Origin of the sequence: Peribacillus sp. NJ4 (assembly GCF_030348345.1) — a bacterium.
In the GTDB taxonomy this organism is placed as follows: Bacteria; Bacillota; Bacilli; order Bacillales; family DSM-1321; genus Peribacillus.
Window position 1 is genome coordinate 765,160 of sequence record NZ_JAUCFQ010000001.1, and the last position, 21,097, is coordinate 786,256.

Consider the following 21,097-nt stretch of genomic DNA (forward strand, 5'->3'; position numbering starts at 1 on the left):
AGAAAGATGGGAAAAGCAACAGGATTTATGGATTATCCGCGAGAAAAGCCAACAGACCGGAATCCTCTCACTCGTTTAAGCGACTGGAGAGAGTATACAGCTCCTTTCTCTGATGAAAAGTTAAGTACACAGGGAGCGCGGTGTATGGACTGCGCGACCCCTTTCTGCCATATGGGCATGGAATTGAACCGAGTCACAACAGGCTGTCCGATTCATAATCTGATCCCGGAGTGGAATGATTTGGTTTACCGCGGCAGATGGAAAGAAGCATTGGACCGTTTGTCGAAAACGAATAATTTCCCTGAATTCACCGGGCGAGTTTGCCCGGCCCCGTGTGAAGGGTCTTGTACGGTAGCGATAAGCGACCCTGCGGTTACCATCAAGAACATTGAACGGACCATCATCGATAAAGGATTTGAAAATGGCTGGATCACGCCTCGCATCCCTGAGAGCAGAACCGGCAAGAAAATTGCCATCATCGGTTCAGGCCCAGCAGGATTGGCGAGTGCCGATCAGTTAAATCAAGCAGGTCATTCTGTCACGGTTTATGAGCGCGCAGACCGTGCAGGCGGACTGTTGACATACGGCATCCCGAACATGAAACTTGAAAAAGATGTCGTTGCACGCCGGATCAAATTATTGACCCAAGAAGGCATCGATTTCATTACCAATACGGAAGTGGGCAAAGATATTTCAGCCGAGGAACTGCAAGATCAATATGATGCAGTCATCCTATGCACAGGTGCCCAAAAGCAGCGTGACCTGGAAATTGAAGGCCGCGGGGCATCAGGCATTCACCTAGCTATGGATTACTTGACAACTTCGACTAAAAGCCTGTTGGACTCCAATTTTGAAGACGGCAAATTTTTAGACACGAAGGGTAAGGATGTCATCGTCATCGGCGGCGGGGATACAGGAGCGGACTGTGTCGCAACTGCCCTTCGCCAGGAATGTAAGAGCGTCGTACAATTCGGGAAGCATCCAATCCTTCCGACGGCCCGTACATCTGATAATATGTGGCCGGCCTACCCGAATGTATTTTCACTAGAATATGCGTATGAAGAAGCGGAAGCGAAATTTGGTGCAGATCCGCGTCAATATTCCATCCAAACAAAGAAAATCGTGGCCGATGAAAATGGCAACGTTAAAGAACTGCATACAATCTCAATGGAAAAAATCAAAGGTGAAGATGGAATATACATTTTCAGGGAAGTTCCAGGAACTGAAAAAGTATGGCCTGCACAATTCGTTTTCATTGCAATCGGATTTGAAGGCACTGAACAGCCACTATTAACTCAATTTGGTGTAGAAACAGTCAATCAAAAAATTGATGCCGTCTATGGCGAATACAGAACGAATGTCGAAGGCGTTTTCGCTGCCGGAGATGCAAGGAGAGGCCAAAGCCTCATCGTTTGGGCGATAAATGAAGGTCGTGAAGTAGCACGTGAAGTGGACCGCTACTTGATGGGCGCATCGGTATTGCCATAATTGCAAAAGAAGAAGTGCCATATCAATCATTATGGCGCTTCTTTTTTTGTGGTGGGAAATGTGGAATTCACGAGTAAAGCATGAAACTCACGAGTAAACGCACGAAACTCACGAGTAAAAGCATGAAACTCACGAGTAAACGCATGAAACTCACGAGTAAACGCACGAAACTCACGAGTAAACGCACGAAACTCACGAGTAAAAGTATGAAACTCACGAGTAAACGCACGAAACTCACGAGTAAATCACGAAAATTCATGAGTAAACGCACGAAACTAACAATACTACGGCTTAAATATACAAGGAATTCATAACAAGTGGTCGGTAACTCAATAAAATGCATGGCAAAAAAACACGCTTAGGAGAACTCCTAAGCATGTTGTCTATTTTTTTACATCAATTGATGGCAAGTATTGTTCCGAGGTGATGATATCATCGTCGGTTAGAACATAAGGGTGTGTTTCCATCAATATCTTTTTTAGGTAGTCTGGCATCCTAGCACCTTCGTACGCACAAATTAATGGAAATGACAGCAGATTTACTGCCTCATCTACTGTTCTCTCAAAATCTTCTATGATATGCAGTGGCTCTTCCATGGTCGCCCACTCCACATGTGCCCATGATCGGAAAGAGATTTTATTTTCCACATAGGGCTGTACTGTTTTATTAAAGTATTCTTCGATTGCAGGGGGATGATAACTGCCGCTTGAACAATAGAAATCGAAGTTGTTCACAAAGTGAATGAACTCCATTTGCTCTTTCGCTAATCGTGCACTCAGTTCTCTGTGAATAATGGGATAAATACGGTCATTTTCAATAAGAATGACGTAGTCTCCCGCCGCGAGGCCATCTTGGATATAACTTAAAACCTGTTTGATGTAATTTTCCTTTTCATTATAGGAATACAGCACATGAACATTCTTTTGGTCTTCAAACAACTGATTCATTTTGCTTTTCAATATATCATTCCTTCTCTCATGTATCTCCTCAATTATACTAGATTTGTGTAAACAGAACAAAATCAATTGGTGACAGCAGGTAAAGGTGTTGATTGAAGAAGTGCCACGGCAGCAGGGGGATCGATAACTCAACAAAAACGGTAATGAATATAGAAGATAGTAATCATGCATGTTGTTATCGATTATTAGCAATTCTTTATATCTTTGAGAATACGAATTTCAAGGCCATTCGAGAAAAGAGAATAAATTTTACCACAGCAATCTTTTTGATTCTATGACAATAGTACTTCGAATAGTGTAAAGTTAGCAGGAAATTAGGAGGAGTCAGAAATGACAAACCGTAATAATGAAACGCCGCCACTACATTATTCTAGAGTCGCAGGAGTAGCGCTATTGCTTATGGCAATACTTGCGATGTTTTCTAACTTTTCTGTTCTTGAAGGACTTATCGTCTTTGATGATGCAGCAGCAACTGCCACTAACATCATGACCAATGAGATGTTATTTAGGACTGGATTCATTAGCTTTGTCATCGTGCTCATTCTTGATGTGCTGTTAGCTTGGGCTCTGTATGTTCTGCTTAAACCCGTTAATAAGAATCTGGCGATGCTCGCTGCGTGGTTTAGGTTGGTGTACACCGCCATCTTTGGGTTCGCCTTGCATAATTTCCTGGGTGTACTGCAACTGCTAAGCGGTACTGAATATTTGGCGGCATTCACACCTGAACAGATACATGCTCAAGTGCTGTCATTAATCGATGCTTTCAATAATGGATGGCTAATTGGGTTGGTGTTTTTTGGCTTTCATTTGTTTGTCGTTGGTTATTTAATAATCAGGTCAGGAGGCTACATGCCAAGATTGATCGGGATCTTCCTGGTCATTGCATCTGCTGGGTATTTAATAGACAGTTTTGCACATTTTCTTCTGACCAACTATACCGACTATAAAACGATATTCTTATTGATTGTAGCCATACCTGGTGTGATTGGGGAGTTATCATTAGCTTTCTGGCTTTTGATTAAGGGTGTTAAAGTTCAATAAAGGCGATAACCTTCCAAAATTAGGAGCCGTACCTATTGAGGCTGTTGAGTAAAATGCGTTAGTTCATAAAATGCACACATTCAAAAATAACATGAATGTATAACAAAGCCCAAAAAAGCAATCCTTCAAATGGTGAAGGATTGCTTTTCCGTATTATTTCAGCCGCTCGATTAGATCGGTCATTTTATCTAAAGTGGTTATGTTCTGGTTACATTTCATACTATCCAGGCAAATATAATTCCCTTTTTTAATGAATGTCCCTTGGACGGTTCCTTTTGTTTCAGACATGAACATTCCTACTTCTTCAAAGCGGCTGCATATGGCACAGATCCCTTTTTTGTTGGCGGGTTTAATGGTTCCATGCAATCCGGTGAGTTTATTATGATGGGGTGCAATGATGAATTTCTTTCCGGATCCGCCATCATCCCATCCCAAGTATGAAATCTCTCTCAAATCGATGTTTTCCAACAAAGGGGCTTTTAATTTCTTTGCTTTAGGAAACAATTTTTTTATCGTTTTTTCGCTTACTTCTTTAAATGGGATCACAAACGGCTTTACCTGTAAGAGAAAGGCTTCGGCTTGTGCGGGATCTTTAATGGTATCTACTGGATCCAGCAGTTGTTTTTGTTCTTCGCTCAAGTCACTGAATAAGCTTAATACTCTTTCTTTGGCAACAGTTTTCAGGGTGTTGATCACATCCTTATCGTTGGCCGTCGCGTGTCCATTTATAAGAATCTGCGTTTGGGATTTAATGAAGTTATATTGCTCGCTCCTGATAAAAGGTTCCATTTTCTTCACTCCTGTTTTTATTGCGCGATACTTGTAACATGATACCGTTTTTATATACTTTACAGAAATCGCATCTGCATTAAAAGGGGGAAAACGACTAAGAAACATTCTTGGCATATGAATAGCACTGATATCATTATCAGTGCTGCCCATGCAATCCTATTTAGAATAAACGATTTTCTTAATGGTTTCCGCGGAGAGAAAATGTTCCTCGGCTAATTGATGGATGGTATGACCGTCCTTGAATGCATATTTTATAGAGGCATTTCGGTCATCGATCAATTCCCTTGATCCCGAACGGGTTCCCCATTTGTGATGGGCCTTTTCAGGTTTCGGGATATATATGGTTTCACCTTGCACATACTTTTGAATTTCAACGATCAGCTTTTCAGGCAACACGGCCGTTGCTTTTACATATTTCATTTCTGCCAGCCCCTTATTCTTTTTTAAGAATGAAATAAGGTGCAAAGCCAAATATTAGAAATGATAAGTCGGGCGATTAAGTTTAGCTTAATTTAACCCCATGCAAAGTATCGCCTCCAATACTAGGCTTTGCATGAGACGCTGCAGAAGGTGGCATTAACATTCTTATTGCCATCTTTACACCTCCCTTTTGTGTCCCAGAAGAACACGTACTGTCATTATTATAAAATATATAAGGGTGGTTGCCAAACTTTTTCCAATGTATGGCGGGCTGATTGTTTGATAATGATCTAAGTACATGAAATAATTTGAAATGAAATCAAACTAACCATTATGGGAGCTGACTTTCATGAAAGTATTCGTAGTTGGGGCAAATGGGCAGATCGGTAAACATCTGGTGGATTTATTAAAAGATAGTCCGGATCATACTGTACGGGCAATGATTCGCAAAGAAGATCAGAGGAAGCATTTTGAGAAAAATGGAATTGAAGCTGCAGTCGTCAGTTTAACGGGAACAGTGGATGAGATTGCGAATGCGGCGAAAGGCTGTGATGCCATCGTGTTTACAGCAGGATCCGGAGGAAGCACCGGCGCTGATCAAACGCTGTTGATTGATCTGGATGGTGCAGTTAAAACGATTGAAGCGGCAGAAAACTTGGGAATCAACCGATTCATCATGGTGAGTGCTTTTCAGGCCAATAATCGCGAAAACTGGAATGAAGCCATCAAACCGTATTATGTGGCCAAGCACTATGCGGATAGGGCATTGTTACAAAGCGATTTGAATTATACCATCATTCGGCCTGGCGGTCTGGTTAATGAACCGGGAACGGGCAAAGTGACCGCCGCCGAAGAATTGGAAAGAGGTTCGATTGCCCGTGAAGATGTGGCTCGAACTATTCTTGCTTCTTTAACGGAAGAAAATACCTACAAGCGTTCATTTGATTTAATCTCCGGTGATACTGCAATCGCGGAAGCATTAAGGAAAATATAACGAAAAAAAGGAGGCAGAGCCACTCAGCATCGAGTGAGCTCTGCTATTTAATTCCCTCAATATGCTTGATGACCCTCGCTGGGTTTCCACCGTCAACAACGCCTTCAGGAACATCCTTTGTTACGACGGCCCCTGAAGCGACGACGGAATGACTCGCTATTGTAAAGCCAGGATTGATGATGGCCCTTCCGCCAATCCATACATGATCCCCAATCGTAACCGGTTTTCCGTATTCCACTCCAGAACTGCGTTCGAAGGGATTCAGCGGGTGTGTGGCCGGATAGATATGCACTCCGGGACTTGCCAATCTTCACTTCACAAACATCCAAAATGACACAATCGAAATTAGCATAAAAGTTTTCCCCGACAGAAATATTGTATCCATAGTCACAATGGAAAGTGGGTTCAATATAAACATTTAGTCCAGTGGAACCTAAAAGCTGTTTCAGTAGTGCCCTTCGTTCATCCCCTTCGCTTTCCATTGTCTGATTGTATAACCGGTCAACTTTCTAGCATTTTCCCTATCTCTTATTAATTCCGGATCAGCGGCCATATAAGGTTTCCCGCTCACCATTTTTCTTTTTCAGTATTCATGTTTACTCTTCCTATTTTTTTACTTTTTATATAGTTTATTTAAATATCTGAATATTAAAACATTTTTCCTGCAAAATAAATTGCAGGACATTTTACTCAAATTTTCTGTTGAATCTGAATGCCTCTCTCAGTTTCATAAAAAGAAGTAAGAAAAGAAAGATTTTTCCGAATAATGAGTGAAATAGCTTTGACAAACGTTCCGCCGAATTTTATAGTAAGGAGAGTTATCAATAATCAATAGTTTCATGAAGGTGCATTTTAATAGATAAGTAGAATGGACCGAAGCTCATTTCACTTTTTTATCGGAACTAGATGGACAACTCTTTTCTTCGTTAAGATAATCAAAATAATGGAGGGCTCAATATGTCACAGAAAGCACCACTTTCTTTTATCGTTGTAACAGGATTAATGCTTTTTGCTTTATTTTTTGGTGCAGGAAACTTAATTTTCCCTGCCATGCTCGGTCAATCCGCTGGGACCAATTTATGGTCGGCTAGTTTAGGATTCATCATTACTGGTGTTGGATTGCCATTTATTACAATATTGGCATTTGGTTTTTCGGGAAAAAATGATGTTCAATCGCTTGCAAGCAGGGCACACCCGTTATTCGGCATCATTTTCACAGTCGTTCTTTATTTATCTTTGGGACCGCTTTTCGCGCTTCCGAGAACGGGAAGTGTCTCTTACGAAATAGGGATCAAACCTTTCCTTTCCAATGACGTCGGTTCTTTACCATTGCTGGTATTCACTATCATATACTTTGGAATTGCCTGTTTATTATCCATCAATCCATCCAAGATGCTGGATATCGTCGGAAAAATATTAACACCGTTATTATTGATTTTTATCGGGATTCTCATTGTAGTCGCAATTATTAACCCAATGGGTGAAATCCAGTCACCAGTGGCGGGTTATTCAGATAATTCTTTCTTCAAGGGATTTAAAGAAGGATATTTGACCATGGATACGCTGGCCGGATTTGCATTTGGTATCATTGTCATCAACGCGATCAAAGACAGGGGGATCACTTCAAGAAAAGAAGTGTTAGGCTTCTGTATGAAAGCTGGCTTGATAGCTGCAACCTTGTTGGTGATCGTGTATACGGCATTGACTTATGTCGGAGCAACAAGTGTGGAAAAACTAGGTCAACTGGGTAATGGCGGAGACGTTTTGGCTCAAGCCTCGAATCATTTTTTCGGATCGGCTGGTGCCGTGTTGTTAGGGTTGATCGTGATCGCAGCATGCCTGACGACAAGCATTGGGTTGATAACGGCTTGTTCTGCGTATTTCAATAAAATACTGCCTGCTGTATCGTATAAATCATTTGTCGTCATCTTCTCCGTTTTTAGTGCGGCTGTTGCAAATGTAGGTTTGACAAAGCTCATTTCAATTTCAGTGCCTGTGTTAACCGCGCTTTATCCGGTGGCGATCGTTTTGATCGTTCTGACGTTCTTCCATTCCCTTTTCAAAGGGAAATCGGAGGTATACTTAGGAAGCTTATTATTAACGGCCATCATCAGCATAATGGATGGAGTAGTGGCATCAGGCATTAAATTGGATGCTGTTTCGAACTTTTTCACCCAATACCTTCCACTATATAGTGTAGGGATAGGATGGGTTATGCCTGCCATCATCGGCGGTGTATTGGGCTATATGATATACCTGATGAAAGGGGACCCTAAGGAAGCCTATTAAGGGTCAGCATTCACTATATGAGCATGAAAGGAGCTGTCTTAATGACAGCTCTTTTTCTTAGTGTTTGTTTTTAATGGGAAAGAGCCTTAAAATGTTTAGAAAGGGGTGTAGGAACACAATGATCAATCGACTACCAATAGAAATAGCAAATATATTAGAAGCTAATAAAAAAAATCCTGCTCAATACAAGGAATTGATTAGGAGTGGCGGATATCTGCCTCCCGAGATGGAGTTGATGGTAGATGCCATCACTGCCTTAAGCATGGGGAAGAATATCCTTTTGAAGGGTCCGACAGGGGCAGGAAAGACAAAGTTTGCCGAGACATTATCGAATTTATTCAACCAGCCAATGTTCAGTGTCAACTGCTCAGTCGACTTGGATGCCGAAAGTTTATTGGGCTTCAAGACGTTGGCTTATAAAGAAGAAAAACAGGTGATAGAATTCGTACCCGGACCTGTGACCAATTCAATGAATCACGGTCATTTCTTATATATAGATGAAATCAACATGGCAAAACCGGAAACACTGCCGCTAATCAATGGGGTGCTTGATTACAGAAGGACGATAACGAATCCGTTCACGAATGAAGTCATCACTGCAAAAGATGGCCTTAATGTGATTGCTGCAATCAATGAAGGGTATGTCGGTACAGTACCGCTGAATGAAGCGCTGAAAAATAGGTTTGTCGTAATCGAAGTTCCCTATATCGAAGGGGAGCAGTTAAAGCAATTGATAGAAACCAATACAAAGTTGAAGGACCCAAGAAGTATTGAATTGTTCGTTAAACTGTCGAGTGATTTGATAAATGCCGTGAATCAAGGGAAGGTCGCTGAAGATGCGGCATCGATCAGGGCTTTGCTTGATGCTTGCGATCTGAGTGTATTGATCCCGCCGAAACGGGCGATTCTTCGTTCCATTGTGGATAAGTTGGACGAGGAGCGGGAGCGTGAGTTTGTGAAGAACTTGGCTGACACATTATTCTAACTAGGAGAATGCCTCATGAAGTATATCCGGTTTAATGATTCAATAATCGATACGGCCCTTTTTTTACAGCTTCAGGATCTCTCGACTGTCTTATCCGGCATTTCTGAGCTGGAATTCGAATATAATTATGGTTCCTTCATTGATCTGATCGAGAATAAGGTCACAGCCAGCCATTTTTGGGAAAATGGCAATAAGGAAGTGAAGGAAGCGGGACTGAAAACGGACGTGCTCCTTAGAACGATAGGTACGCTGCATCATTCAACAATCCAGAGCATGAAGGAGTACCAGGACATCATCGGGGAAAGTTCGCTTCCGAAGTTTGCAGCCCAATTATTCGCTATAATGGAAGATTTGCGATTGGAAGAATTGGTGAAGAAAGAAAGGCCGGGCACGAAAAAATGGTTTTCGGTAAGGGGAGCTTACCTTAAACAATATTTCGAAAGCCAATTAGCAACGAATGTCACAAGAAGTTTTGCGCTGGATGAATTATACTGCCTCATCTATTTACTGCTTCAATCCGACCGTCCGGATCCGATTTTTCCCAGAGCCAATGTACGGCAGCTGGAAGAGCTGGAGAAAATCAAACCGTTCATCCATTCTGTCTTTGAAGCCACTAAAACCAGTGATATCACGAGGATTTGCGAGCAAATCGTTTTCCGTGTGAACGATGGATACGAGGATACGATCAATGAATATTTCATCTTCCCCATTGCAAATGTGGAAAAGTATAAGGCAAATACCTTATTTGATGAACTGACTAGAAATGATGAACTGGTTAACGATGATACAGAAGAGGTAGACGAAGAAAAAAGTGAGTTCATTGATGAAAAATTCTCAACTTGGCACCGGGAGAATAAGAACGGCGAGAGTAATTCGACTTTCCTTCAATTTGAATTGGAGCAGGGAACGAAAACAAGTCTTATGGGCGGCGGTGCCCGAGAAGCGGAAGATGCCGACCAAGCGCTGGCTTCGATCCAGGGTTCATCAGGGGAAAGTAAACAAAAGGAATACAATCAGCAGGAAACGCTGGAGAAGAAACAAACCAATATGGGCAAAAGTGGTGAACATCCATTTGGTGAAGAAAATAAAGACGTCGTCCAAGTAATCAAGGAAGCAAAAATACCAACACTTTCGGAAGAGAAACGCTACCGTGAGTTTGTTGCGGATATCGAACCGTTTAAGAGGAAACTTTCCAGTACAATTGAAAAGACACTGGAAAATAAAAAGAATGCACCAAGAAAAGATTTGGTTTTTGGTCGTTTATCGAAGAAATTACTGCCGCTTGTACTTGAAGAAAATCCAAGGGTCTTTTATAAAAAGAACCAGGATTCAAATGAATTGGATGCCGTATTCACATTGCTTATCGATTGCTCGGCCTCCATGCATAACAAAATGGATGAAACGAAACGAGGGGTCGTCCTGTTTCATGAAGTGCTGAAAAAATTAAGGATCCCCCATTCGATCGTGGGATTTTGGGAAGATGCGAATGAAGTGAGAGAAGGATATCAGCCGAATTACTTCCATGTGATCCAGTCCCATTCCGATTCTTTTTATCTGAACTCAGGAGCGAAAATCATGCAGCTTGAACCGGAGGAAGACAACCGGGACGGATACAGCATCAGGGTGGCCACAATGGAATTGGAAAAAAGGCGCGAAAAAAACCGTTTCTTGCTCGTATTTTCCGATGGTGAGCCGGCAGCAAGCGATTATGATCAAAATGGAATTGTCGATACACATCTTGCCGTATCGGAAGCCAGGAAAAAAGGCATAGAAGTCATAGGCCTATTTTTAGCGGATGGAGGCGTCGATGAAAGTGAAGAATTGACGATGAAAAACATCTATGGCAAAGAACGGCTAATGATTCCGAGTGTAGCTGAATTGCCAGAGCAATTTACACCGTTGTTAAAAAAGCTACTGCTGAAGACGATTTAAGAATTAGGTGTATATAGGGAAAAACGCAGTAGGATTCTGATTTGGATCTTACTGTGTTTTTTTTTGTTTCATATCAGTTATTTGCAGTAAGTGAATATTTTGATGAGAAGCTTGAAAAGAAAAAAGGATGCGATTCTTTTGGTGGGATTGGGGTAAACAATAAATGAGGAAGTGATCGTGTTGATGAATTTACTGTTTATGTTACTTTACTTTATAATCATTGTTCTTGTTATTGAAATATCAGTTACCTTGCTGAAATTGACTGGATTAAAAAGCACAGTAGCCAGATTTCAGGTTATCTCCATGCTGACAGGTACTGGTTTTACAACTGATGAGTCAAAATCCATTATTGATCATCCCGTTCGCAGGAAAATAAGCATGTTTTTAATATTATTTGGTGCTTTCTCACTTGCTGTCATCATTTCATCGATCAGTACATTGCTTACAGATGACCTACGCTTGATGGAGTTAAGCATCATTATTGGTGTATTGGTGGTCTTAACCATTTTTGTGAAGACGCCATTCCTGAATAATAGAATATCGAATAAGTTGAAAAGTGAAATGTATAATCATTATGAATTATGGGAGCACCCGATAGAGGAGGTCCTATTTTTACAAGATGATGACGTGGTCATGGAGATTGATATTTATGAGGACTCTGAATTCATAGATGTCAAAGCGTTTGATGTCATATCGGATGGAGCGGACATCAATATTTTATTTATTGAAAGCGGAGAAGTGAAAATCAGGAAAGAGTTATATGAGTATAAAGTTAAATTAGGGGATAACCTCTTTTTATATGGAAATAAAAAAGAGATAGAAGACACATTTTCAAAAGAAATCGAAGTGATGAAGAAGAAAAAAAGTACATCGGGGTGAAGAAATCCCTGCCTTGAAATAAGGCAGGGATTTTTTGAATTGCGATCTTCATTAATGTTTTTTATTCGGTAATTTCTGAGCGGGATTACCGTTACCTTGACGGCGAAAATTGCCTTCTTCCTTTTTCTGCTGCTCTTGAATGCTTTCCACAAATTCCTTTGAACTTTTCATGGAATGAACCTCCTCCGTTAGTTTCTTCTTTACTATAACCAGAAGAGGTGAAATTCATGAGTGTGGAAGAAATGTTGACTTTCTTATAAATAGGATAGATGGTAATGTGTGGAATTAAAATATTTTTTATGAAATGAAACCACCCCGACCTACTAGCATAGCACTAAACGAGACTTCTCTAAACCCTTCCTTAATATCCTTCGTGAATTCCTGTTACGTTTAAACCGGAAATTAAACCAACAACGATTACTATTATAAAAATATCCTGCCATTTCTAACATGAACAAACAACCTTATGCTAAAACGCCAGATACTTGTCTCAAATTTGGGAAATTAAATTTCAAAAATGAAACACCATGATGCGATTCAGATGATTTAATTGAATTATAAAAACAGGTACTCCATTAAAGCGAACCCAAAAAAATGGAGTAGACCTGCTATCTATGGAGATTCATTTGCTACCAAATTTCGAATGAAATCATAGACGGGAGCTGGAAAACTAATAAGCACAACTTATGTAACGTACTATCATACAACAAAAACATATATAAAAATTTTATATTAGTATAAAGGGCTGAGGTGAAATTATTTTCAAAAAATCTTCATTTTTTTTAGTGGCAATACTATTAGTTGTTGGTTTTGTTAGCAGTGATAAATTGGGATTATTCGAAGATGTACCACCTTCAATTGTTTGGGAAGGGCAATCTTACAGAATTACTGATGAACCTGTTGAAGTTCAAGATATAGGGAATGAAGTAGGAGAAGTTATTCGAAAAATTAGTAGCAATAGCACTCCTAATGCGGATGGAGAATCTAATGTTTTAGAAAAGGGAACAAAAATCTTCGAATCTAAAATACAATTTGAGGATAAAAATTATAAAGAGTTAGTTCTTCAAATAAATAATAAAGAGTATATAAAAGCGTATCCAATGTTAGGATTATAATAGCAAGGAAAAAATGCTCTCTTAAAAAAGAGGACATTTTTTCCTTGCTATCTAATGTCAGGATATATAACATTTGAATATTTTGAATATTGACAAAAATAGGGACGGTATCTATAATAATCAATAATAATATCCATGAATAAACGTTATTGGGGTTTTGCCTATGGAACGGACAACTACAACTGCTGTCCGAGAATTATGTGAGATGCATACTCACCTACTGGACAAGGATATTCAAATTCTTGAAAACCTATCAACGAATTTATCGTTGATAGCCAATTTGAATAAAGCGAATGTCTTTATTGATTGTCCGGTGCGTGAAGGGAAGCATGCCATAGTCGTGGCAGAGGCAAGCGCATATTCTGTAAAATCGGCTTATGATCATCCGGTTGTCGGGAAATTTGCCTATGAGGCTTTCGAGCCGGCAGTATTTTATGTATTGCGCACCGGAAAGGAGATGTTCGTGAATCGGGCATTGACTCAAGAGGGGGCAATGGTCCAGCAAAGTGTCGTTCCGGTCAAGGGAGAATGCAATCGGGTCATAGCCGTTTTGATCATGGAAAAGGTGATTCAGGAAGAACCTGAAACTTCAAATCAGTTTGAAAGGCAAGATCAACAAAATTCCTTAGTTCCTGAATTCATCGAAGAGTCCATTTTCCTGATCAATAACCAGAACCGACTTGTTTATATGAATCCTGCTGCCATTAATCTAGTAACGGAAATAGGTTTGAGGGACTGTGTCTTGGGGGACTCCATTTTCGATTGTTTTCCTGACTTTGCCGATGTTCTTGCTTCAAAAGAAGAGATTTTAATGAAAGAAATTAATATTGGTAAAAAGACTTTCCAAATTAAGAAATTCCATTTAGGCAACAAGAATTCCGATGAAACATTCATCATCATCCGGGATCTGACTGAACTGCGGGATAAAGAGAGAGAGCTGATTAGCAAGTCAGTAGCCATTCGTGAAATTCATCATAGGGTGAAGAATAATTTGCAGACTGTTGCCAGTTTACTTCGGCTGCAAATGAGGATAGGGGCCCCTGAAGAAAGCAAGCCCCATTTATTGGTCAGTTTGAACCGGGTGTTAAGCATATCGTCGGTTTATGAAATCATTTTGGCAAGCAGCCATGCGGATCACGTGGATTTACTGGAGCTTATTAAGAAAATAGGCGATATGATCGTTTATACGGAGGATCATACCCGTAACGTCCTAAGCATTGAATATACGGGTGAGCTTCATTCCATTGATTCCGACATTGGCATTTCCGTCGCGCTGGTGGTGAATGAGCTGATTCATAATTGTGTGAAGCACGCTTTCATGGAAGGTACGGAAGGGAAGATTACCGTATGCTTTCAAAAGGATGGTTCTGAATTGGAGATTCAAGTAAGAGATGATGGCATCGGCTATTCGCCGGCAGTGAAACCTTCTTTGGGGCTGGATATCATCCGTATGACGGTGGAAAATGATTTGGATGGGGAGTTTTCGATTCATCGGATTAAAGAAGGTACCCTGGCTTCTGTGAGATTTCCATACAAGAGGTAGGTGGGAGAAGTGGTCAAGAGGATTTTGGTCGTGGAGGATGAATCGATCGTTCTGCTTGATATAACGATTATGCTCAAGGATGCAGGCTACGATGTGGTTGGACATGCACGTGACGGCGAGAAGGCGGTTGAATTGGCACATGCTTTACAGCCGGATCTCGTTTTGATGGATATAAAAATGCCTAAAATGAATGGACTCAAGGCTAGCGAAGTGATATCCAATACCTTTCAGATACCGGTCCTGCTTTTAACTGCATTCAGCCAGCGTGAATATATCGACGAGGCGAAACGGGCGAATATCGTCGGATATCTTGTAAAGCCAATAACGGAGGCGAATTTGATTCCGGCAGTGGAGATTGCTTTACTGCAAGCCGCCAATGTAAAAAAATATCAGGAACGAAATGCTCAATTGGATGAAACGCTCACAAATCGTAAAGTCATTGAAAAGGCAAAAGGAATTATCATGAAAAGGAAGAAAGTAACAGAAGAAACCGCTTACAAAAAACTGAGAAGGCTGAGTATGGATAAGCAGCTATCCATGGAGACAGTGGCACGAATGATCATTTCAAATGATCAAAAACAAGTAAATAGATGAAGCAATGGCGCTTTGATGGTCCAAATTGGTTATAGGTAGGCAATTCTACTGAAAAACCTAAGTTTGGGCTATAAGAGGCGTCTTTTTTTATACCCTTTTTTAAAAGTCGATAGGCCAAATCAAATCGGAATTCAGGGGGAATATGTATGGAGATGGTAGGTAAATTCGTTATTTATATCATTATGGTGTGTGCTGTTGTCGGTGCTTTTGCATCGATTAAGGACAGTGAGCGAGGATTGGGCAAGCAATTCATGGAAGGTTTGCATACCGTTGGCCATATATTCATCCCGGCTGCTGGAATCATGGCCTCAATCCCTTATTTATCATGGTTCATCGATACAGTATGCGGTCCGGTTTTCGCTGCAATCGGTGCAGATCCCGCCCTTGCTGCAACCACGATTTTGGCAACGGATATGGGGGGTTACCAATTGGCTGCCGAGCTCCAGGAGTCATATGAAGGCTGGATCATGGCGATGATTGTCGGATTCATGTCTGGAGCAACGATTGTATTCTCGATTCCAATGGGGCTTGCCATGTTAGAGAAGCGTGATCATAAGTACATGGCTCTTGGTGTCATGTCAGGGATCCTGACGATTCCGATTGGCGCTTTCATCTCAAGTGTGCTGGTGGTGGCAACGAATTCGAAAATCCGCGAAGTTATTTCCACGAATGCGGATTCTACATACGAATTCGCGTTGAGCTATTTGAAAATTGCCCTGAACCTTTCCCCCCTTCTCATTTTTGTGGTATTGCTTGCGTTAGGTCTTTATTTCCTGCCGGATTTGATGATCAAAGGTTTCATGTGGTTTGGGAAAATATTGGATGCCGCGATTAAACTCGTACTTGTGTTTTCAATCGTGGAAATTTTCACCGGACTGTTTTCCACTGTATTTGGTGCTTGGGGGTTCCACCCCATCATGGCCGATAAGGCGGACCAGTTCCGTGCCCTGGAAACGGCGGGGTATATCGGGATCATGCTGGCAGGTGCTTTTCCAATGATTTACCTGATTCAAAAGTATGCAGGCAAGCCGCTTGAAGCGATGGGCGGGAAAATCGGATTGAGCAAAGCGGGGAGTGCAGGGATATTAGCCACGGTAGCCAATATATTGGCGATGTTCAAACTTGTTAAAGATATGCCGCCGAAGGACAAGGTCATAAACATTTCCTTCGCTGTGTGTGCGGCCTTCCTATTAGGCGATCATTTATCTTTCACAGCCAACTTTCAGCCCTCCTTAATATTACCGATCATTGTGGGCAAGCTATCTGCCGGTGTTATTGGAATCGGTCTTGCTTACTGGCTGTCCGTTCCGAAAGCTTTGGAATTGGAGGAAAAGGATCGTGCAGCAGGAGTTATCGGCATAAATGAATATAAAGGGGAAAACAAGGAAGAAGATGGAAACGAAATCCAAGTTGTGTAAAACTGAGGTGGAATTTTAATGAATGAACAGGTGGAACGAATCATCAGTGCAGGAATTGATATTGGCACCAGTACGACGAAACTTGTTATCAGCGAGCTTTCGCTTAGGAATGTGGCGGGTGGTGGACAGGTACCAAAAATCGAAATTACCGATAAGAAAATTCTGTATCAAAGTCCCATTTTCAGGACCCCGCTTTTATCCGATACGGTAATTGATATACCTGCCGTTCAAAGAATGGTGGAAAGTGAATATCATCAAGCTGGAATCATGATGGAAAACATACAAACAGGGGCTGTCATCATCACAGGGGAAACGGCAACCAAACAAAATGCAGAAGAAATGGTACACCAGTTATCCAAAGCGGCAGGGGAATTCCTTGTAGCGGCAGCCGGTCCGGATTTGGAGGGAATCATTGCCGCCAAGGGATCCGGTGCCTATCAACATTCCATTGAGACAGGAAAGACAATTGCGAACATAGACATTGGCGGGGGAACGGCGAATATTGCCGTTTACCGATCTGGCATGCTTTGCGGAACTTGCACACTGCATATAGGGGGCCGTTTGGTTGAATGGGAGGGAGCGAAGGTGAAGGTTGCTCCTTCAATAGGAAAATGGCTGAAATCAAAGGGGTATTCTCCTTTGAATGGTGATGGGGCAATCATCGCAAATGAAATGTCGAAGGTGCTTTTGAGGTTTCTGGCTGGTTCATACACAAACGAAGATAAACTCCTTTTAGTGGGGAAGGAGCCATCGTGGACAGGACGAATAGATGGGTTAATGTTCTCGGGCGGGGTCAGTGATTGCATTTATCATGAAGAACGGAAGGACAAAAGCTTCCGGGATATAGGTATGATGCTTGCAACCTCTATAAAGGAAAATGAAGGATTGGCTGCATGGGAGTGGGAACAGCCCGTTGAAACGGTTCGGGCGACTGTCCTTGGAGCAGGCGCACATACAACTGAAATCAGCGGTGCTACCATCGAGGTGAATGATTCCCATCTGCCAGTTCGTAATATCCCAGTCTATCGGCTCGATTTTCAAGGCGTGCTGGATGATGGAGCCGAGAGAATGACACAAGCTGTTCTGGATGCGATCACGATATACGATCCCCAGCATGAGGGCCTGAATTTCGCCTTTTATTTAACGAATTTGCCTTATCTATCATTTCGGGACATTCAGCAGCTCGCAGTCGCTTTTACCGAGGCTTTGAAGCAAAAGCCGAATCAGCAGCAGCCTCTGATCATTGTCATGGATAGTGATTATGGGAAGGTGCTTGGTCAAACATTTCTAGCGAATCAACCAGATTTGCCGGTCATCTGCATTGATCAGACACAAGTGGAACATGGTGATTATTTAGATATAGGAAGGCTGCTGCGGACAGGGGTCGTTCCGGTTGTCGTAAAAACGCTAACCTTTCACAGTTAGGAAAAGGAGGATTACACGATGAAATTATCCACTCAATACTTTGGGGAAATCCATCAATTCAAATCGTTGAAAGAAGTCTTGGCCAAAGCGAATGAAGAGAAATCAGGAGATAGGCTTGCGGGAATTGCAGCAGAATCGGTCCAAGAACGGATTGCGGCGAAAGCGGTGCTTAGCGAATTGACTTTGGCAGACATTAGGAACTATCCCTTACTCTCCCCGGAAGAGGATGAAGTGTCACGGGTGATAGATGGTCTCATCAATGGAACCATCTATCAATCTGTGAAGAATTGGAGCGTTGCCGAGCTGCGTGAATATATTTTAAGTGACGAAACGACTGGAGAGGATTTAAAGCGAATAAGCAGGGGGTTGAATAGTGAAATGATTGCTGCTGCCGCCAAGCTGATGTCGAACCTCGACCTCATTCATGCAGCCAATAAAATCGAAGTGCTCACCAAGAATAATAGCACGATCGGATATAAAGGAACGCTTGCCTCGCGCCTTCAGCCTAACCACCCGACAGACAATGTGGATGGCATGCTCGCTTCTTTAAAAGAAGGCCTCTCCTATGGAATTGGGGATGCACTCATTGGAATCAACCCTGTCGATGATTCAGTCGAAAGCGTAAAGCGGCTGCTTCATGCGACACAGGATGTCATCCAGAAGTGGAACATCCCGACACAAAATTGTGTGCTTGCGCATGTGACCACACAAATTAAGGCCGTACAGCAGGGGGCACCTGCTGATATGATCTTTCAAAGCATAGCCGGAACCGAAACGGCCAATCGTTCTTTTGGAATTAATGTTCAATTGCTCGAAGAAGCCAATGAGGTGGCAAAGGCCTATGGGACCGGGACAGGTCCACAGCATCTTTATTTTGAAACGGGGCAAGGCTCCGAGTTATCGGCGGAAGCGCATTTCGGAATCGATCAGGTGACGCTTGAAGCAAGGAACTATGGATTTGCCCGCTATTTTGATCCGTACATTGTCAATACGGTCGTCGGATTCATCGGACCTGAATATTTATATAACAGCAAGCAGGTCATCCGCGCCGGGTTAGAAGATCATTTCATGGGAAAAATGCATGGCCTGCCGATGGGAGTCGATATTTGCTACACGAATCATATGAAGGCGGATCAAAATGATATCGAGGACTTGGGTGTACTTTTAACAGCGGCTGGCGTGAATTTCATCATCGCAACTCCGATGGGGGATGACTGCATGTTAAACTATCAGTCTTTGAGTTACCACGATATAGCAACTTTGAGGCAAACGATGGATAAGCGGCCTGCCCCCTTATATGAAGCTTGGCTGGAGAAGATGGGGATTATGGAAAACGGCAAGTTAACGAAGCGTGCCGGTGATCCAACGATATTTAACCATTAGGAGTGGATGATATGGGAATGAATAATAAGGAAGATTTGGATGCTTTGATGGCGAAAACCCCTGCGCGGATAGGGGTAGGCAGATCGGGAACACGGCCGAAAACGGATTCTTGGCTGAAATTCCGTTTTGACCATGCAGCAGCCGTTGATGCTGTATATGGTGAGGTCAGTGAAATTCTGTTGAAACGCTTGGATTTATTCAAGGTGAAAACGAAGGCCGATGATAAGGAAGTCTATCTGCGGCGTCCGGATTACGGCAGGAAACTTTCGGATGAAGCAAAGCGGGTGATAGAAGCCAAATGCATAAAAGCCCCTACGGTTCAGATCATCATATCCGATGGCTTAAGTGCCAAGGCGATCGAAGAAAATATGGAGGACGTCTATTTATCTTTCAAACAATCTTTGGCAGTGGCAAAACTGGATACAGGTACCCCTTTTTATATTGAAAAGGGCCGGGTTGCCGTGATGGATGATATCGGTGAAATCCTTGGACCTGAGGTCATTGTCCTGTTAATCGGTGAACGGCCTGGTCTCGTCAGTGCTGAATCATTGAGCGCTTATATTTGCTATAAACCTCGCTTGGGCACAATTGAAGCAGAGCGGATGGTCATTTCCAACATCCATAAAGGAGGAATCCCGCCCGTTGAAGCTGGAGCGCATCTTGGCACGGTCATTCAAAAGATCCTCAAATACCAAGCGAGCGGCATGTCCCTCGTGAAGAAAGAACATGACGAAGAAAAGCGTGAAAAACTCGGTTGAAAATAAAAATGGAGGAGCGAATTACTCCTCACAGTTTGTCGGCAAAAGTGGGGGAGATATGGTCTCATCCCGAACCATGATTTTAAAACAAGACTAGATTATCCTTAAAGTTTTTTTATTGCAATCCTTATTGGATAGAAGAAATTTGCGACACTCCTGCCGAAAAACTGGCTAGCCGAGACCCCGCTAGACGCTTGCGTTGAGGAGGCTTGGCAGACAGTCGGCGGAAAGGGAGCAGATTTCTGAAATCAATCGGAATGGTTTTTAAATAAAAAAACTGTCGGCAAACTCGCTTTATTCGAATTTGTCTACAGTTTGGGAGGAGCGAATTGCCCCTCTATTTACTTGTCCCTAAATTCCACAATCCAAATGGGTTATAGAAGGGATGGTCTTCTTCGTATCTAAAGTCCTGAAGGCCCGTCAATATGAAGTCGGGTGCGTCTTTTTGTATGCTAAAGGTTTCGCCATTCTTAAAGAGAGGCTGTTCACCTACATGGTAATAATTGAATGTGTTAAGTAGAGCAGCCGCCTCTTTCGGACTCATTGTGTTAAGTGTCACGGCATCCGGAAGACCAAAAGCTTTCATTCCGAAAGAACAATAATAATCCTCTTCACCGATGATCGTCACAAAATGGGCATATACCGAGAGAATATCGGGGCTATGATGAAGTTGTTGCCAATCTTCCTTTGAATGGGCAATGCCAGCTGTTTCTATTTTCACTGCCATTCCGCCTGCCCTAAGGATTGCTACACCGGCATCGATCAAATCTGAAACATTTCCGACATTGGATATATCAGCAATTATATAAACGGTAAAGGTATGGTCATTGATTTCCGCTAATAAACTCTCTGGAAAGGCGCCTTTACTGGCGTAGGAAAAGGTCTCTGTTAAAGTGGGTTCATAATCCTGGATCTCCGCCTGAAAAGTTATGTTCTTATCCTTGTTATGAAAAATATTCCCGGCTAACAGATACCCTTCGCTTTGGGAGGCTACCGTTTGAATCAATTCTGTCCGGTCCTTCCACTTTCCGGGTATCCCGATGATGATTTGGTTTTCCGTCATGAATCATCTCTCCTTTCCA

Annotated in this window: 19 protein-coding genes and 2 pseudogenes; 14 read left to right on the top strand and 7 right to left on the bottom strand. The window is 42.2% G+C overall.

All coding sequences use genetic code 11. The features are described 5' to 3' along the window. Window positions 1–6: 6 nt before the first annotated feature. Window positions 7–1,488 carry a glutamate synthase small subunit gene (gltD, locus tag QUF94_RS03895; protein ID WP_289314680.1) on the top strand — a complete coding sequence of 494 codons (1,482 nt, stop codon included), beginning with the start codon at window positions 7–9 and terminating at the stop codon, window positions 1,486–1,488. A gap of 67 nt (window positions 1,489–1,555) precedes the next feature. Here the strand turns inward: gltD and QUF94_RS03900 are convergent, their stop codons facing one another. Beyond that, window positions 1,556–1,759, bottom strand: coding sequence for a hypothetical protein (locus QUF94_RS03900; protein ID WP_289314681.1), 204 nt, complete (start codon window positions 1,757–1,759; stop codon window positions 1,556–1,558). 112 nt (window positions 1,760–1,871) lie between these two features. Further along, entirely contained in the window at window positions 1,872–2,447 is a 576-nt protein-coding gene (locus QUF94_RS03905) for an MEDS domain-containing protein (protein WP_289314682.1), read from the bottom strand. Between the two features lie 330 nt (window positions 2,448–2,777). Here QUF94_RS03905 and QUF94_RS03910 point away from each other — a divergent pair, with 330 nt between their 5' ends. Next, window positions 2,778–3,488, top strand: coding sequence for a DUF4386 domain-containing protein (locus QUF94_RS03910; RefSeq protein WP_289314683.1), 711 nt, complete (start codon window positions 2,778–2,780; stop codon window positions 3,486–3,488). Between the two features lie 153 nt (window positions 3,489–3,641). Here QUF94_RS03910 and QUF94_RS03915 read toward each other — a convergent pair whose 3' ends face one another. Together QUF94_RS03915 and QUF94_RS03920 are read right to left on the bottom strand one after the other, a co-directional pair. Further along, window positions 3,642–4,277, bottom strand: coding sequence for a FusB/FusC family EF-G-binding protein (locus tag QUF94_RS03915; RefSeq protein ID WP_289314684.1), 636 nt, complete (start codon window positions 4,275–4,277; stop codon window positions 3,642–3,644). A 159-nt stretch (window positions 4,278–4,436) separates the two neighbouring features. Next, window positions 4,437–4,700, bottom strand: coding sequence for a CD3324 family protein (locus QUF94_RS03920; RefSeq protein ID WP_101225543.1), 264 nt, complete (start codon window positions 4,698–4,700; stop codon window positions 4,437–4,439). Window positions 4,701–5,049: 349 nt separating this feature from the next. Between QUF94_RS03920 and QUF94_RS03925 the strand changes: the two genes are divergently transcribed. Beyond that, window positions 5,050–5,694 (top strand): SDR family oxidoreductase, encoded by a 645-nt coding sequence (locus tag QUF94_RS03925; RefSeq protein ID WP_289314685.1) that lies wholly within the window; start codon window positions 5,050–5,052, stop codon window positions 5,692–5,694. Between the two features lie 43 nt (window positions 5,695–5,737). Here QUF94_RS03925 and QUF94_RS03930 read toward each other — a convergent pair. After that, window positions 5,738–6,268: pseudogene (locus QUF94_RS03930) on the bottom strand (sugar O-acetyltransferase). Window positions 6,269–6,651: 383 nt separating this feature from the next. Here QUF94_RS03930 and brnQ point away from each other — a divergent pair. The 4 genes from brnQ (at window position 6,652) to QUF94_RS03950 (ending at window position 11,779) form a co-directional block, all read left to right on the top strand. Beyond that, on the top strand, window positions 6,652–7,983 hold the full coding sequence (gene brnQ / locus QUF94_RS03935; protein WP_289314686.1) for a branched-chain amino acid transport system II carrier protein: 1,332 nt from the start codon (window positions 6,652–6,654) through the stop codon (window positions 7,981–7,983). Between the two features lie 118 nt (window positions 7,984–8,101). Further along, a complete protein-coding gene (locus tag QUF94_RS03940; protein ID WP_289314687.1) occupies window positions 8,102–8,968 on the top strand; it encodes an ATP-binding protein in 867 nt (288 codons plus the stop codon). 15 nt (window positions 8,969–8,983) lie between these two features. Continuing rightward, window positions 8,984–10,900 (top strand): vWA domain-containing protein, encoded by a 1,917-nt coding sequence (locus QUF94_RS03945; protein ID WP_289314688.1) that lies wholly within the window; start codon window positions 8,984–8,986, stop codon window positions 10,898–10,900. A gap of 183 nt (window positions 10,901–11,083) precedes the next feature. After that, on the top strand, window positions 11,084–11,779 hold the full coding sequence (locus QUF94_RS03950) for a hypothetical protein (protein ID WP_289314689.1): 696 nt from the start codon (window positions 11,084–11,086) through the stop codon (window positions 11,777–11,779). Between the two features lie 51 nt (window positions 11,780–11,830). Here the strand turns inward: QUF94_RS03950 and QUF94_RS03955 are convergent, their stop codons facing one another. Beyond that, window positions 11,831–11,950 (bottom strand): DUF4023 family protein, encoded by a 120-nt coding sequence (locus QUF94_RS03955; RefSeq protein WP_061465287.1) that lies wholly within the window; start codon window positions 11,948–11,950, stop codon window positions 11,831–11,833. Between the two features lie 614 nt (window positions 11,951–12,564). On the opposite strand from QUF94_RS03955, the gene QUF94_RS03960 reads away from it, so the two are divergent. The 7 genes and pseudogenes from QUF94_RS03960 to eutC all read left to right on the top strand — a co-directional run. Next, window positions 12,565–12,894 carry a hypothetical protein gene (locus QUF94_RS03960; protein WP_289314690.1) on the top strand — a complete coding sequence of 110 codons (330 nt, stop codon included), beginning with the start codon at window positions 12,565–12,567 and terminating at the stop codon, window positions 12,892–12,894. Window positions 12,895–13,057: 163 nt separating this feature from the next. Further along, the gene (locus tag QUF94_RS03965) at window positions 13,058–14,437 is read left to right on the top strand and encodes a sensor histidine kinase (RefSeq protein ID WP_289314691.1); all 1,380 of its coding nucleotides are present in this window, start codon (window positions 13,058–13,060) and stop codon (window positions 14,435–14,437) included. 9 nt (window positions 14,438–14,446) lie between these two features. Then, entirely contained in the window at window positions 14,447–15,031 is a 585-nt protein-coding gene (locus QUF94_RS03970; protein ID WP_289314692.1) for an ANTAR domain-containing response regulator, read from the top strand. Between the two features lie 146 nt (window positions 15,032–15,177). After that, window positions 15,178–16,449: an ethanolamine utilization protein EutH gene (gene eutH, locus QUF94_RS03975; RefSeq protein ID WP_289314693.1), complete on the top strand. Its 1,272-nt coding sequence runs from the start codon at window positions 15,178–15,180 to the stop codon at window positions 16,447–16,449. An 18-nt stretch (window positions 16,450–16,467) separates the two neighbouring features. Further along, on the top strand, window positions 16,468–17,874 hold the full coding sequence (locus QUF94_RS03980; RefSeq protein WP_289314694.1) for an ethanolamine ammonia-lyase reactivating factor EutA: 1,407 nt from the start codon (window positions 16,468–16,470) through the stop codon (window positions 17,872–17,874). Between the two features lie 18 nt (window positions 17,875–17,892). Further along, complete coding sequence (locus QUF94_RS03985; protein WP_289314695.1) at window positions 17,893–19,257, top strand: ethanolamine ammonia-lyase subunit EutB; 1,365 nt, start codon at window positions 17,893–17,895, stop codon at window positions 19,255–19,257. Window positions 19,258–19,289: 32 nt separating this feature from the next. Beyond that, a pseudogene (gene eutC, locus QUF94_RS03990) lies at window positions 19,290–20,015 on the top strand (ethanolamine ammonia-lyase subunit EutC); the annotation flags it as partial. Window positions 20,016–20,352: 337 nt separating this feature from the next. Here eutC and QUF94_RS03995 read toward each other — a convergent pair. After that, on the bottom strand, window positions 20,353–21,078 hold the full coding sequence (locus tag QUF94_RS03995; RefSeq protein WP_289314696.1) for a DUF4261 domain-containing protein: 726 nt from the start codon (window positions 21,076–21,078) through the stop codon (window positions 20,353–20,355). Window positions 21,079–21,097 lie beyond the last annotated feature (19 nt).